At 62.8% G+C, this 14,455-nt stretch carries 15 protein-coding genes, 1 tRNA gene and 1 other RNA gene; 10 read left to right on the forward strand and 7 right to left on the reverse strand.

What is annotated here, in order from left to right; genetic code table 11:
* Positions 1–97: 97 nt before the first annotated feature.
* Positions 98–706 (reverse strand): TetR/AcrR family transcriptional regulator, encoded by a 609-nt coding sequence (locus ACX80E_RS12010; RefSeq protein ID WP_459302209.1) that lies wholly within the window; start codon positions 704–706, stop codon positions 98–100.
* A 76-nt stretch (positions 707–782) separates the two neighbouring features.
* On the opposite strand from ACX80E_RS12010, the gene ACX80E_RS12015 reads away from it, so the two are divergent.
* Complete coding sequence (locus ACX80E_RS12015) at positions 783–1,274, forward strand: cupin domain-containing protein (RefSeq protein ID WP_459302210.1); 492 nt, start codon at positions 783–785, stop codon at positions 1,272–1,274.
* An 89-nt stretch (positions 1,275–1,363) separates the two neighbouring features.
* A complete protein-coding gene (locus ACX80E_RS12020) occupies positions 1,364–2,806 on the forward strand; it encodes a DUF5129 domain-containing protein (protein WP_459302211.1) in 1,443 nt (480 codons plus the stop codon).
* Positions 2,807–2,926: 120 nt separating this feature from the next.
* Here ACX80E_RS12020 and ACX80E_RS12025 read toward each other — a convergent pair whose 3' ends face one another.
* A complete protein-coding gene (locus ACX80E_RS12025; protein WP_459302212.1) occupies positions 2,927–4,219 on the reverse strand; it encodes an MFS transporter in 1,293 nt (430 codons plus the stop codon).
* Positions 4,220–4,336: 117 nt separating this feature from the next.
* On the opposite strand from ACX80E_RS12025, the gene ACX80E_RS12030 reads away from it, so the two are divergent.
* The 5 genes from ACX80E_RS12030 to ACX80E_RS12050 all read left to right on the forward strand — a co-directional run bounded on the left by ACX80E_RS12030 (position 4,337) and on the right by ACX80E_RS12050 (position 7,880).
* Complete coding sequence (locus tag ACX80E_RS12030; protein WP_459302213.1) at positions 4,337–4,627, forward strand: hypothetical protein; 291 nt, start codon at positions 4,337–4,339, stop codon at positions 4,625–4,627.
* Positions 4,600–5,580 (forward strand): kynureninase, encoded by a 981-nt coding sequence (gene kynU, locus ACX80E_RS12035; protein ID WP_459302214.1) that lies wholly within the window; start codon positions 4,600–4,602, stop codon positions 5,578–5,580. Before ACX80E_RS12030 ends, kynU begins: the two co-directional genes overlap by 28 nt.
* Positions 5,581–5,740: 160 nt before the next feature.
* Complete coding sequence (locus ACX80E_RS12040; protein WP_459302215.1) at positions 5,741–5,947, forward strand: helix-turn-helix domain-containing protein; 207 nt, start codon at positions 5,741–5,743, stop codon at positions 5,945–5,947.
* Complete coding sequence (locus tag ACX80E_RS12045) at positions 5,944–7,206, forward strand: type II toxin-antitoxin system HipA family toxin (protein WP_459302216.1); 1,263 nt, start codon at positions 5,944–5,946, stop codon at positions 7,204–7,206. The genes ACX80E_RS12040 and ACX80E_RS12045 overlap by 4 nt, the downstream gene beginning before the upstream one ends.
* 47 nt (positions 7,207–7,253) lie before the next feature.
* Entirely contained in the window at positions 7,254–7,880 is a 627-nt protein-coding gene (locus tag ACX80E_RS12050) for a TetR/AcrR family transcriptional regulator (protein ID WP_459302217.1), read from the forward strand.
* Positions 7,881–7,921: 41 nt separating this feature from the next.
* Here the strand turns inward: ACX80E_RS12050 and ACX80E_RS12055 are convergent, their stop codons facing one another.
* A complete protein-coding gene (locus tag ACX80E_RS12055) occupies positions 7,922–8,674 on the reverse strand; it encodes a LytR C-terminal domain-containing protein (protein ID WP_459302218.1) in 753 nt (250 codons plus the stop codon).
* A 94-nt stretch (positions 8,675–8,768) separates the two neighbouring features.
* Positions 8,769–9,068, reverse strand: coding sequence for a type II toxin-antitoxin system VapB family antitoxin (locus ACX80E_RS12060; RefSeq protein WP_459302219.1), 300 nt, complete (start codon positions 9,066–9,068; stop codon positions 8,769–8,771).
* 120 nt (positions 9,069–9,188) lie between these two features.
* Here ACX80E_RS12060 and ACX80E_RS12065 point away from each other — a divergent pair, with 120 nt between their 5' ends.
* Complete coding sequence (locus ACX80E_RS12065) at positions 9,189–10,079, forward strand: hypothetical protein (RefSeq protein WP_459302220.1); 891 nt, start codon at positions 9,189–9,191, stop codon at positions 10,077–10,079.
* Between the two features lie 41 nt (positions 10,080–10,120).
* Here the strand turns inward: ACX80E_RS12065 and ACX80E_RS12070 are convergent, their stop codons facing one another.
* From ACX80E_RS12070 to ACX80E_RS12080, 3 genes are all read right to left on the reverse strand, one after another.
* On the reverse strand, positions 10,121–10,600 hold the full coding sequence (locus ACX80E_RS12070; protein WP_459302221.1) for a glutathione peroxidase: 480 nt from the start codon (positions 10,598–10,600) through the stop codon (positions 10,121–10,123).
* A gap of 87 nt (positions 10,601–10,687) precedes the next feature.
* Positions 10,688–10,775 (reverse strand) — tRNA-Ser (locus ACX80E_RS12075).
* Positions 10,776–11,009: 234 nt separating this feature from the next.
* Positions 11,010–11,222 (reverse strand): hypothetical protein, encoded by a 213-nt coding sequence (locus tag ACX80E_RS12080; protein WP_459302223.1) that lies wholly within the window; start codon positions 11,220–11,222, stop codon positions 11,010–11,012.
* 182 nt (positions 11,223–11,404) lie between these two features.
* Between ACX80E_RS12080 and ffs the strand changes: the two genes are divergently transcribed.
* Positions 11,405–11,500: signal recognition particle sRNA small type (ffs, locus tag ACX80E_RS12085), an RNA gene on the forward strand.
* A gap of 71 nt (positions 11,501–11,571) precedes the next feature.
* Positions 11,572–14,448: a DNA polymerase III subunit gamma and tau gene (locus tag ACX80E_RS12090; RefSeq protein ID WP_459302224.1), complete on the forward strand. Its 2,877-nt coding sequence runs from the start codon at positions 11,572–11,574 to the stop codon at positions 14,446–14,448.
* Positions 14,449–14,455 lie beyond the last annotated feature (7 nt).

Consider the following 14,455-nt stretch of genomic DNA (forward strand, 5'->3'; position numbering starts at 1 on the left):
ATGCAGCCACAGTGGCAGGGCCGGGCGACGCGCGGGAGAGGATCGGGCGAACAGCAGGTTAATGGGAGACGAACCGTGTATTGGGGACGGCCGGCTTTCAGTGCCTCGGCGGGCCGGCTTCAAGCGCTTGTCGCAGCAGAGCTTGGGCACTCCACCGCATGGACTCCACGGCGTCCTCACGGGACAGCCCGCCAATGTCCGTCAACCAAACGAGAGATTCAATGCCAATAGTGCTTCGGATGGCCAAGACCAGACGGCGAATTTCATCGTCTGCCATTTTCCCGCGTAAAGGCTCCAAGGCCTCTGTGATCCACGGAATGGCCCTTCCTTGTCGCAGCGGCAGGTTATCGTCAGGCAACATGGGGTCCAGCGACAACCTGAGCATTGTGCGCTGCTGATTCTCGGTCTCGACGATCATTGCCGTGAAGCGTTCCACGACGGCGTCGAGCCTTTCTGTGGGGTCGTCGCTCGGATTGTCCGGCAGCAAGGAACGCAAAGCGGTCTCCGGGTGGGCAGCTGCCAATAGCTCGCGCTGCCCCGGGAAGTAGCGGTACGCCGTGCTTCTCGCCACCCCGGCCGCGAGCGCAGCCTCGTCCACGGTGGGCGTCTTGCCGGCTGCAACCATCCCCCGGGCTGCAACAACCAGAGCATTGAGGGTGCGGCGCTTCTGGCCGCTGCGACCAAGGTCCACATAAGGGGTTGACATGAGTCTTATGATACCGCAGTCTTGTTATGAGACATAAGTCTCATAAGCTCGTGAGCCTAACAAAGAGGCGAGTCCCATGGACACGAAGAAGCAGGCCAAATCATTCATCCGCCACGCCGGGACTGGTGAGCGGCGGTGGTTCTACGGGGGCGGGGTCCACACCTGGCTGGCCAAGGCCGAGGAGACCGGCGGCGCATCCCTGATTTACAGCGACGCCATGGAACGCGGCAAGGTGACGCCCATGCACATCCATCCCGAGACGGATGAGGCCCTGTACATCCTCACCGGCGAGATCCTCATGAACCTGGACGGCGTTGAACAGCGGGTGGGAGCAGGCGGCTTGGTGATGGCGCTTCGCGGCCAACCGCACGCCTTCAAAGTACTGGCTGATGACACGAGCCTGCTCTGCATCCAAACACCCGGCAATGCGCAGGCCTTCTACATGGGGGCGAGCGAACCTCTGGGCGCTGGCGACAGTCCCTCAGGCACAGTTGATTTCGGCCGCATTCAGGAATCCGGCAGGATCAACGGCGGTATCGTCATAGTGGGGCCGCCGCCTTTCGAATAGCTCCATCGCCAAGCAGTTGGGAGCTGGAACTTCTCCCCCTCCAAACCCCAGGTTTGCACGAAGCCGCAACTAAATGGTGGGCTGTAGCCATGAAGAAGATTCTGGGGATTCTCGCGCTGGCATTCTTGACCTTGCTGGGGGTTGCCCCGGCAGCCATGGCATCGCCGCCAACGGACATTGTTGTGGAGGACACCGCGGGAGTGCTCTATCAGCCCCAGCTGTTGCCTGCGCTGGAGAAGCTTAGCTTCCACTCCCCCACCAAGGTGGTCATCTACACCCGCAATGGCAACAGTAGCGAGAACTTCAACGAGGAAGTGCTGCGCTACGCCCGCGCAAACCACCCCGAGTGGATCAGTGCGGATGGGCAGAAGTGGGCGGACGGCCTATTCCTTTTTGCTTTTGATCCTGTCGGGCGCCAGGTGGGCACGTACATGGGTGAAGACCGCAAGGTGTCGCTGGGAAAGCAGGAAGCCATCCAAGAAACTGCGGGCAAACTTTTCGGGGAATCCCAATGGACTGACGGCACCATCGCCGGTGTCAAGAAGGGCGCCTCACTTATCAACCAGCCCTGGTATCTCTCTGCCGGTTTCATCATTACCACCAGCATTGTAGGTGGCATTGCCGTGTTGGGCTTTGGCACCCGGGCCATTGTCCGGGCCAGCAATCGCAAGAAGGCCGCCGAGCATCTCCAACGCGGCGATGCCAGCTACTCCAACGTCAGTCTGGATCTGGACGTCACCGAGTTCAATGCGAAAACGATTCCAGAATCCTCCTCATATGGTTCCTTGGTGCTGGAAAAATACCGCAATTTCAGCACCCGCTACCTCGAAGCTGGGGAACTGAACCAGCAGTCCCACGGCTTCAGCAAGAAGGATCTATCCAGCCGCGGAAACGTCAAGATTGTGGCCGCCTACGCCGATCTTGCCGAGGAACTGGACGGACTGGACGACGTCATCGCGGACACCAATACCTTGCTCAACAGGTTTGCCGGTTGGGAAGGCGCCTGGGACAGGCAGGCCAAGCCGATGGCTGATGATCTCGCCCAGATCCCCACCATGATCTCTCGTTCCGAAGCCGCCGGACTGCCCACCGCCGCCGCATTGGACTCGCTGCACGCCCAGAAAACCCAGGGACTCCAGCAGCTGGCGGCAGACTTCCAGTCTGGGGACATTTCGCCGGAGGCGGCCCTCGACAGTCTCCGGGAAATGCGCCGGGAATTGACAGTGCTGCTGCAACAGCATTCGGAGATCTTGATCGGCAAGTATGCCAAGACCGATTCCGAGAAGATCGATATGCGCCGCGCCATGGAGGACAGCCGCAGGGACGATATGCGCGGGCACCAAGCGACCATTTTCGGTTCCATTTACGGTTGGAACAGCCTTTACTCCGTGTATGCGTTCAACAGCGGGTACACGAGTGCCCGCAGCAAGGTTGATACCGCCCGTAGCAGCGCCAGTTCCAGCGGCAGCAGCGGTGGCTACGGCTCCAGCGGCGGAAGCTTCTCCGGCTCCGGCAGTTCCTCGCGCTTCTAACCCAAAGACCCCATCAACTGACCCGCAGAAAACGCCGAGAATCGCGCCAAAACCGCGTATTTTCGGCGTTTTCTGCGGGTCAGTTTAGGAAGAGACGAGGAACTTCGGACGCATTGCCGCCTATCCTTTGATGGCAACTGCACGTTCGGTCGTTGGGGGCGCGAGCGGCACTGCGGCGGAATCCTCAATGTACCGCCTGGCGTTGATCATGACGGCACCAGCCATCACCACCAGCAGGCAACTGCCCAGCATGGCGAAGGAGGCCGTCCATGAACCTGTGGCGTCGTGCATGGTGCCGAAGAACAAGGGTGCAATGCCCGCACCGGCGTAGACAAGGCCCTGGCTGAACCCCGACAGGACAGCCGATCCGTGGGTTGTCCGCGAGCGCAGATTCACCATCAGCAGGGCCGTGGCGAACGTGCCCTGGCCCAAGCCTGAGAACGTCACCCACAGCCACATCCCCTCCAGCGGCGAAAGGTACAAGCCGAGGTGTCCCGCTGCCCAGCACAACGCAAACAGTGTGATCGCCACGATCGGGTTCCTCATGCGCGGCACCCACAGCGGCACCAGCAAACTCACTGGCAGGCCCAGGATGGCGAAGTACGCCAGCGCCGTCCCGGCAGTGGCTGCGTCGAGTCCCTGGCCTGAAAGGTACGGCGGGAGCCAGGTGAAGTAGACATAGGTTTGGGCGGAGTTCCCGGCCAGGAAGATGGCCAACCCCCAAGCCACCGGTGAGCGCCACGGCCGCAGCTTCGGCACTGCATCCGAAGGGCCCTGGGCGGCGTTCAGGTGGGCGGCCTGCCCGGACGTGGGAACGGCGTCGCGCGTCTCCTTGCGATCACGGCGGAACTGCAGGATCCAGGGCAGGAGCACCAGAAAGCTCACCGAGGCCCACATCCCAATGGAAACCCGCCAGTTGCTGAGCCCGGCCACGGGAACGGCCAGCTGCGGGCTGATGGCGGTGCCAACGGCCAGCAGCGTCACGTAGCCGGCCGTCACCATCCCCACCCTGTCGGGGAAGTACTTTTTCACCAGCGGCGGCAACACGACATTGCCAATTCCGTAGCTGGCCATGATCACAGCTGTGAGGCCCAGGAATGGCCAAACCGCCTCGGTGGCGGCGCGGGCCAGCTGCCCCAGCAAGGCAAGGACGACGGCGGCGACCAGCACCTTTTCCAGGCTGAAGCGGCGAATCAGCACGGGGGTCAGCAGCCCAAAGACGGCAAACACCAGCGGCGGCAGCATGGCCAGCAGGCCGATGGTACTGGCGTTGAAACCCAGTTCGACGCGCAATTCACCCAGCAGCGGAGGCACCACTGACACGGCTGTGCGCAGGCTCAGGGCCATAACCAAGATGCCCACTAGTGCCCCGACGCGTCCGGTCCAGGGCCTCTTCACAACAAAATTACTCACCTTTCAACCGTAGCCACCTCCGGGCCAGTATCAGCCGCGCAGTCCTTGACCCGGCCCAAGTGCGGCCATAGATTGGGGATTGGCCCCTACACCCCTCTCCCTCCACAAGGATGCCCCATGGATTTAGCGCAGCTCATCACCAAAGCCGCCTGTTTGGCCGCCGATCAGGCTGATCCTCTGGGCCGGCTCCGGGACAATTTCATCCTGCCGGTGGGCGTGAACTATTTGGACGGCAACTCACTCGGAGCCCGGCCTGCAACGTCGGCACAGGTGGCCACGCGCGTCATGGAGGATGAGTGGGGCACCGGGCTGATCCGCAGCTGGAACACCGCCGGCTGGGCAATAAGTTGGCAGCCGTGCTCGGGGCCGGGGATGGCGAAGTGGTGGTCACGGATACCACCTCGCTGAACCTTTTCAAGGCCCTGGCCGCTGCCGTACGCATCCAGAAAGCCAGCGATCCGGCACGAAAAGTCATCCTCACCGAACGGGACAACTTCCCCACGGACCTTTACATGGCCCAGGGCATGGTGGATTTCCTGGATCAGGGCTATTCGGTACGCCTGATCGATGATTCCCTGCCCCTGGCGGATGCCCTGGGCGCCGATGTGGCAGTGGTGGCGTTGTCGCACGTGAACTACCGCACCGGGGCCATGTGGGATATGGCGGCCACTACTTCTTCCATTCACGACGCCGGATCCTTGGCTGTGTGGGACCTGGCGCATTCCGCTGGGGCCGTCCCCGTGGACCTGCGCGGCGCGGGCGCAGACTTCGCCGTGGGCTGCACGTACAAATACCTCAACGGCGGGCCGGGCTCCCCCGCGTTTATTTGGGTCAGCGCCACCCATCAGGACAGATTTTGGCAGCCCCTCTCGGGGTGGTGGGGTCACGCACGGCCGTTTGCCATGGAGGATTCCTACGAGCCCGTCTCCGGCATTGGGCGTTTTTTGTGCGGCACCCAGCCCATCCTCTCCATGGCACTGGTGGAGTGTGGGCTGGACATCAGCCTTGCCGCTCCGATGACACAGGTTCGGGAAAAGTCCTTGGCCCTCACCGATCTGTTCATCGCCTTGGTGGAGGCCCGGCGCGGGAATCATCCACTGGAGCTCATCACGCCTGTGAATCATGCCCAACGCGGCAGCCATGTCAGCTACGTTCATCCGCAGGGTTACGCGATCATGCAGGCGCTCATAGCCCGCGGAATCATTGGCGATTACCGCGAACCCGGGGTGCTTCGCTTTGGCATCACACCGCTCTATGTGGGGTCCGCGGATGTTTGGAACGCTGTGGAGGCCCTGTTCGACATCCTGGACAACAGTCTCTGGGATACCCCCGAATTCCTGACCCGCTTGCAGGTGACCTAGGCCCGGCCCGCCCGGCCGCAATGCCCGGTGCCATGCCCCCGATTCTTCTGCAGGATCATGCAGATATTCGGCGCGCAGGGCATAGTATGGAGCCACAATGCCCTGGCGGTCTTCAGCGACGCCCACACCACAACGCCCCTGCGCGGAAAGGTAAGGAGTCGTGGATGCTGCCGAACTGGGCGCCACCTTACGTGCCCGCCGCAAAACCCTGCAACTGACGCAGAGCGAAACAGCCGATCTTGCCGATGTCTCCACCCGTGTCCTCAGCGATCTGGAAAACGGCCGCGAAACAGTGCGCCTAGACATCCTGACGGCGGTGGCCAGGGCCCTTGGCATGAGCCTGAGTTTGCAGGTGATGCTCGGGTGAAGGATCCTGAGCACGCCAAAACAGTTACCCAGGCCGTGATCTACAAGAAGGGCAGGGCCGCGGCAACCCTGACCCGGCACCCGAGTGTTGGTGTGGTTTTTTCCTATCTGCCCAGCTACCTCAGCGCCGCCGGCCCGGCGATCGCCTCCACGCTGCCAGCCATGGACGTCCCGGTAACCCTGGGCCACGGCAGCGTTCCTGCGTTCTTTGCCGGGCTGCTGCCGGAGGGCGAACGCTTGTCCAAGCTGCGCTGGGCAGTGAAAACCACCATCTCCGACGAATTTTCGCTTTTGGTTGCCGCGGGCGAGAACCCTGTGGGTGACGTACAAATCCTGCCGGCCGGGCAGCTGCCGCAAAAAGTTCCGGCCTTGTTGACCGTCACCAAGAACATGGCCGCTCTGGATTTTGGCGATTTCGCCTCCGTCCCGGGACCCGTAGACCATTCGGCGTTGCCGGGCATGCAAGACAAGGTCACTGCCTCCTACCGGCACGACAAGGATCCACGCCGCGCCTACATTCTCAAGTTCAACGACGGCAGCCATGCCCGCCAGGTTGAAACGGAGTTCATGCTGCTGAAAAAGGCCAAGCAACTCGCCATCCCGGTGGCGGATGCCCGCCTGGTGTACGACGGCGTTGGCCAGGCCGCGCTGCTGGTCTCACGTTTCGACAGGTCACCCAGTGGGCCGCTGGCGGTTGAGGATTGCGCCCAGCTGCTGGGTTTGCTGCCGGCGCGCAAGCATTCGGTGCCGTCCGAAGCCGTGGCTGCGGCTGCCGTGAATATGTGTTCAGCCCAATCTCTGGCTGCCCGGAATGTTTTCCTGCAGTTCCTCTTCGCCTGGCTCACGGGTAACGGAAATCTGCACGCCAAGAACATCTCCGTGGTGCAGCAACACAATGGCGAATGGCTGGTGGCCCCCGCCTATGATCTGCAGTGCACCCTTGCTGCCGAGATTGAGCAGGGCTTTGCCGCGGGCGTTCCCGGCGGTATTTTGACCGAGCTCACCGACGGCGACCCCTCCCGTGACCCCGGCATGGCCCTGCCCGTGGGCGGCAGTGCCGGCAGCCGGACAGGACTCACCCGCAATGACTGGCTCCGCTTTGGTCGTTCCTTGCACATACCCGAACGTCTCGTGACCAAGTGCATTGACAAGGCCCTTGCCGCCTCCGCCTTGACCACGGCGGAACTGCCCTTTGAGCGTGAGGTCAGTGCCGCCGTCGTGCGTGTTCTGCGGATTCGACGTGCGGCAATGCAACGCTAGAAGCGCGCCAAATACTTTTACTGACGAATTGCCGCTAAAATGTCACTATGCCACGAATAGTCGCGCCCACGAACGCGGCGCAGCGCGAGCAAACGCAGCGCAAGATCCTCGACGCCTTTGGCGAGCTGCTGTTCACGCACGGCTTGCCCGGGCTCACCATGACAGATGTTGCCCGCACGGCAGGTGTGGGACGCACAGCCGTGTACAACTATTTTGCCGATCTGGAACAGCTCCTGGTCGCCTATGCGCTGGATGAAACCGGCAAGTTTGTTGCCGAGTTGCGGGCCAAATTGGATGGTCTGGAGAATCCGGTGGACCGGCTGGCCGTCTACGTGCGCGCTCAGCTCGAGGACCTCACCCGCCGCCACTTGCCGCCGGGCCCGGCCATGCGATCTGTGCTGTCAAGCGATTCGTTCGCGAAATTGGGCGTCCACGTGGGCGAGCTCAACGCCTTGTTGGAAGATATTTTGCGCACCGGCATGGAGCAGCGGTACCTGCCGGAGTCGGACGTGGACGGCTTGGTGCAGCTCATTCACGGATCGTTGACGGCCAGCGCCTCCCGCCGCAACGCCGACACCCCCGACGAGGACCGGATTGCCGCAGCCGTGAAGTTCATTCAGGCAGGGGTGGGCGCCGCGTTCGACGAGCAGGGCCGCCCCGTCACGGTGGAGTAGTACCTGTGGAGTAGTACCGCACGGCCGTCACCGTGGAGCCGCTACGGTTTTTTGACAGCAGGGCTTGCGGGGGCGCTCGGCGGCGGGCTGAGCCGCGGACAGGAGAGCAAACCCGGAGTGTGGTCCACCTTGGACGCGGCCACCAGCTCCGTGAAGTGGCTGGTCAGGATGACATCGACACTGGCGTCGTCCCTGCTGTCTTGCACGTACTCCGAGCCGGACTGTGTGGCGGCAAAATTTCGCTGCACATTGAAAGCCGCGCCATGCCCCTTTGCGCCGGAGACAATCACCACTGGTGCGGAGAACTCGGAGTCCTTGTTGGTCACTTCCTTCACCACGAAGCCGCGCTTTTTGAGTTCCTTGGCCACGTTACCGGCCTTACCCTCGGCGCTACCGCCGTTGAAAACGTTCACACTAACGCTCTTATTGGCTGGGTAGTCCAACGTTTCGCCCGGACATGCCGCAGGTTTTGGCGTGGGCCTGCCGGCGCCGAACTTCAGTTCCAGGTCTCCGCGCTGCAGCATCCCTGCGAGCACCAAGCCAGCCACTACCAGGGCCAGCAGCAGCACCAATGTGACGCCGTGGACAATGCGGCGACGAACGGTGCTGCTGGGGAGCTCCGGAGTTTCCGGCTCCGGAAAGGCCGCGGCCAAACCCCGGGCGTCAACTATGTGGTGCCCGTGCCAGGAAGTGATGTCTTTAGTTTTTTTGCGTTGCCGGCGCAGCTCGTAGACCGCATTCTTGGCTTGACGTTTCTTTTCCCGAACAGCCTTGTGCCGCTGTCTGGCCGTCATCAACACGTTATCGTGGAGGGCCTCACCGGAAAGGTGCCGCGGGGGGTATGTGGGAGGGTGGGCGGATTCACCGTCCGGTGGCTCCGCGGGCGGCCTAGTCATCTATCACCAACACTCGGGCGTGCAAGATGGTGCGCTGGTGCAAGGCTGTGCGAACAGCCCGGTGCAGGCCATCCTCCAAGTACAGGGTGTCCCGCCATTGCACTACATGCGGGAACAAGTCACCGAAGAACGTCGAGTCTTCGGCCAGAAGTGCTTCCAGGTCCAGTTGCGCTTTGGTGGTGACAAGGTCGGCCAGCCTGACTTGGCGTGGTGGCACACTCGCCCAGTCCTTGGGCGTAATGTAGCCATGGTCCGGATAGGGGCGTTTGTCGCCAACAGCTTTGAAGATCACACCTTCAGACTAGGGACTACACGGCCCTAAAGGAACTGACCGCGCTGTGATCGTAACGCTGTGTTGCCAAAAGGTTATGCAAAGTGGCCCTTCCACCGTCTGTGCTGGGACGATGGGGGCATGACCCTTTTGCAACAACCCCCGCTCGCCCTGCTTCTCGATGTAGACGGCCCGCTGGCCAGCCCGGTGACCCGGGTGGTGACCCCCGGCATCATCGCCAACCTGATTGAGCTGGTGCGCCGGAACATTCCTGTGGTGTTCAATACCGGCCGCTCGGACGCCTTCATTACGGAGCAGCTCATGCGCCCCATGCTTCAGGCCGGCCTGCCCGCCGGTGCGGTGGTGCACGCCATCTGCGAAAAGGGAGCCGTCTGGTTTAGTTTCACCCCCAGCGGGCCCGGGCCAATCCATGTGGACAAGGATCTTGCCATGCCCGCAGCCTTTGGTGGGAGCATCCGCGAGCTCGTGGCGCAGTCCTACGCCGACCACATGTTCTTCGACGAGACCAAGCGGGCCATGGTGTCAGTGGAACAGCACATCGAGGTGGACAGTGGCAGCTATTTGGCGCAGCAGGCCAAGTTCGACGCCGATGCGCTGGCTTTGCTGGCCGCCCACGACTTGGGTGCCACTCGCCTTGAGCACCGCGCCCCGGCGTCCTCCGGCAGCGTGGACTACAGGGTTGACCCGTCCATCATCTCCACCGACATTGAATCTGTGCGCCTGGGTAAGGATTTGGGCGCAAGCCGGGCGGTGGAGCTGCTGGCCGCCCAAGGCATTGTTCCGCAGTCATGGCGCACCGTGGGCGATTCCCGCACCGACTACGCCATGGCCGACTGGCTGCACCACCATGACCACCATGTCATCCACGTTGATGTTCGCCCGGCCGAGGGCGTCCCCGCCAAGCCGTACACGATCCAAAGCGCCGCGGATCTCACCCTGGACGAGACCACCATCAACGATTTCGCCGGCGCAGCGTTCCTACAGCACTGGTTGGACCAACTAGCCGGCTAATCCGGGTATGCGCGGCAAACCACCACAGTCACCGCCAGTGGTTAGCGGAGCGCCGCTTCCACTGCCGCAATCAGCTCAGGCGAGCCAGGCGTCACGGAGGATGAGAAGCGCTCCAGCACCGCGCCGTCGTAGGTGATCAAGAATTTTTCAAAGTTCCACTGGATGGGGTCGGCGCCGTGGTTGGTCAAGAGGGCGTAGAGCGGGTGTGCGTCGGGGCCGTTGACATCTGTTTTGGTGGTGAGCGGGAAGGTCACACCAAAGTTCATGCGGCAGAACTCCACGATTTCTTCCTGCGTGCCTGGCTCTTGCCCACCAAATTGGTTGCAGGGCACCCCCACTACTGTCAGGCCCGTGGAGCGGTACGTCTCGTGGAGGGCCTCGAGGCCGTCATATTGGTTGGTAAACCCGCATTTGGAGGCCACATTGACCAACAAGATGGCTTTGGTGGCCAGCTGCGGCAGCGATTTTTCGGCGCCGTCGCTCAGGGTGAGGGGGATGGTGTCTAAGGTTTCTGTAATCACAGCTTGAGTCTAACCGGCGCGCCTGAGCGGCCGCCTTGTCTTAAACTACGGAAGGCCCGGAATCACAATGATTCCGGGCCTTCCATTTGGCGGAGGATGGGGGATTTGAACCCCCGAGGGCGTTAACCCAACACGCGTTCCAGGCGTGCGCCATAGGCCGCTAGGCGAATCCTCCAGCTTGCCGTGCAGAACACGGCAGGTTCAAGAGTACCTGACAAAGTACCCAAGTCACGAATCGAGTGTTTGAGGCGTTCCCGGAGGCGAGTGACTGGGCCAATTCGGGCACGAAATAGGGTCAGCATGACCCAACCCACGCGGCACTCCGCCACGGGGTCGGTGCCGACGGCGGACCACGTGCAAGGCACGGGCCTCAAGGCGCCGCGCTACACAGCCCGCGCCGACTAGCTGCCTAGCTGCTGGCGCGCATTGCCACAACCGCAGTGACAAAACCTGCCAAGGCAAAGCAAGCTGTCAGTATCCACAGAAAGGCCGTCTGGCCGGCGTGGTGGTGTGTGCGTTGGCTTGAGTTGGTGGAAAACGTCTCAATGCGGGTCAGGGCAAGAATCCCCGTACCGAAGGCCAGCACCCAAAACAACCATTCAAAGAATCCAAACCCCAACATGGTGACTCGCTCCTTCGTGGGCCAGGCCGCGCAAGGGCAACGCGTGCCGGGACCAGCTTCGCTGTGGCGTCAGTAGCGTCAGTGCCCCTTGTGGCGAACGTATCACCGTGACAGGGAAATTGAAATGGCCCACAGGGTGGCATCCGGATTCGCCCGCACCGCCACACTCGGGTAAGCTAATTGACGGCCCCTCATGTGGCGTCACCCTGTGAACTCCCCCAGGACCGGAAGGTAGCAAGGGTAAGCGGGCTCTGGCGGGTGCATGGGGGGTCTTTATTTATCCCCAGATGTGCCCCAAATGCGGCATCTATGCGGCAATTTGTCAGGCGGATTAGATAGGGTTTCAACTGTGAGCGCACCAACAGCCCTGTATCGCCGGTACCGTCCCGATTCGTTTGCGAACGTAATTGGCCAAGAGCATGTCACCTCCCCCCTGATGACTGCCCTGGATAAGAACCGTGTCAACCATGCCTACCTGTTCTCGGGGCCTCGTGGTTGCGGTAAAACCACTTCCGCCCGCATTCTTGCCCGCTGCCTCAACTGCGCCCAGGGCCCCACATCACACCCCTGCGGCACCTGCGACAGCTGCGTGGAGCTGGCCCGTGGCGGCACCGGCTCCCTGGATGTCATCGAAATTGACGCGGCCAGCCACGGTGGCGTTGATGATGCCCGCGATCTTCGCGAACGCGCCACCTTCGCCCCCATTCGTGACCGCTACAAAATCTTCATCATTGACGAGGCCCACATGGTCACCTCGGCAGGTTTTAACGCACTGCTGAAGATTGTTGAAGAGCCGCCGGAGCATATTAAGTTCATCTTTGCCACCACCGAACCTGACAAGGTCATTGGCACCATCCGCTCGCGCACCCACCATTACCCCTTCCGGTTGGTGCCGCCGGAGCCTCTCATGGCGTATTTGGCACAGTTGTGCGACGCGGAAAACGTCCCCGTAGCTCCCGGCGTCCTTTCGCTGGTGGTGCGTGCCGGCGGCGGTTCAGTACGCGACTCATTGTCTGTTCTTGATCAGTTGATGGCTGGCGCCGGTGCCACCGGTTTGAACTATGACTTGGCTGTTGACCTGCTCGGATACACCCACGCTTCACTGCTCGACGACGTGGTGGAGGCGCTTGCCGCCTCCGATTCGGCGACCGTTTTCAAATCGGTGGACAGGGTGATCCAGACCGGCCACGATCCCCGCCGCTTCGTGGAAGACCTCCTGGAGCGCTTCCGCGACCTCATCATTGTTCAGGCAATGCCCGAGAGCGCCCACGCGATCTTGCGCGGCACCCCCGATGAACTCATTGCACGGATGCAAACCCAGGCCGCCCAGCTCGGTGCCGCCGAGCTCTCCCGTGCCGCCGACGTGACCAACGCAGCGTTCAATGAAATGACCGGTGCCACCTCTCCCAGATTGCATCTGGAGTTGCTGGGTGCACGTCTGCTGCTGCCGGGCGCAGATTCCTCCGCCCGCGGCATGGCCACCCGGCTCGAGCAGCTGGAACGGCGCCTGAACTACGCCGGGGCCACGGCGGTTACCCCCGGCCCGCCCGCAGTTGCCCCGCTGTCCGCTGACCACGGCGTTTCCGCGCAAAGTCCGACGCCGGCACCCGCCGCCGCTGACCCCGCCGGGTCCAGTGGTGGTTTGGCTGCCGTCCGTGCACAGTTGGCGCGCGCCAAGGAAGCCGCCGGCGCTGAAGTGGCGGCCCGCCAAACTCCGGAGCAAGCTCCGGCACAGGCGCCCGCCGAAACCCCCACTGCCGCAGCCGCGCCAACAGTCGAGCAGATTCCGCAGCCACAAGTTGTGCAACGGCCGCAGCCCAGCGCGACAGTTGTTGAGCCCGCTCAGCCGGTCCCAACCGCTGCTGCCGCACCCCGTGAACCACACCCCGGCCCGGCAGCTGGGGGCGGTTCCTCCAATATTGAGATCATTCGCCGCGCCTGGCCGGAGATCCTTGGCTCGCTGCGCACCATCCGCATGGCGTCCTGGGTCATTGTCAACCAGAACGTGGTGCCGCAGACCTTTGACGGTCAAGAGCTTCGCGTGGGTCTTCCATCGGCCGGCCTGATCAGCACTTTCACCAATAGTGGCCACCTGGAGAATTTGCAGCAGGCCATCAAGCAGGTGTTGGGCATGGGCGTTCAGATCATGCCCGCAGCTGGCGACGCCCCGAAGGCGAGCGCTGAGCCAAACCCAAAAGTTCAAACCGGTAGTCCAGCCGCAGTACCGGAGAGGGGTCGCGGCGGCACGGCTGGCTCCACGCAGCAGCCAGGCAACATCCCCGCCCAAACCCAGCCAGCGCCTGCGCCGGAGGCTTCAGCGCCCGCAGCGCCGAGAAGTGCGACTCCGGCCGCGGAAGCGCCAACGCTGGCCGCACCGGTTGAGGAGCCGCCCTACTGGGATGGTCCTACGGAACCCAGTGATCCATGGGATGAGCCACACCCGGATTCGTATCCCCCGGCCGATCCCTACCAGGACCAGGTCACGGATTCGCCAAAACCGGAGGCCCAGCGCCCTGCAGCGCGACTGCCCCACGTGGCGCCCGCAGCGCAACCAGCAACTGTTGCGCCGGCAGCCCACACACCGCCGAAGGTTTCACCCATTGCCGCTTGGACCACCGGCTGGGACACCCCGGCGCCCAGCAGTGCCCCTGCCAGCGAGAATCCTCCGCAGGCCGAAGCACCCAAACGCAGTGCTCGCCTGGCTGAGCAAATGTCACAACAGGCCCCGCAGGACTGGGGTGTGTCGTTGGGCGCACCCGCACGTTCTGACGTAAAAGATCCCGGGTGGGGCAGCATATCCAGCGCCCCAGACTGGGCACAGGCGGATTCGGACGCTCCGGCACCGGAGACACCGGCGACCCCGCCAGCTGACCCAGCAGCTTCGTCGCCAGCACAGCCCACGGCCACCGTCCCCGCGCAGGCCACAGCGCCAGCCACGGCGCCAGCAACAGCACGGGCGGGCGCCGAAGCGTTGGAGGACCCGGCGTCGAACCTTGACAGTGGTGCGGCAAAGCTGAGCAGGTACCAACGCCTGGCCAATAGTTCGGAGGCCCAGGCCGCGCGCACACTATCCCCGGCGGCTGCAGCGCGGCAACCCTATGTGGAGGACGTCCCCAGTCCAGACGACGTCACCATTGAGGAATCCGGGGTGGTGGGTCAGGCCGCGGTGGAGCGTATTCTTGGCGGAGTACTGATTGAGGAACGCCCGCTCAACGGGTCCAACTGACCGGTCC

The sequence above is a fragment of the Arthrobacter sp. TMN-49 genome, assembly GCF_054511095.1.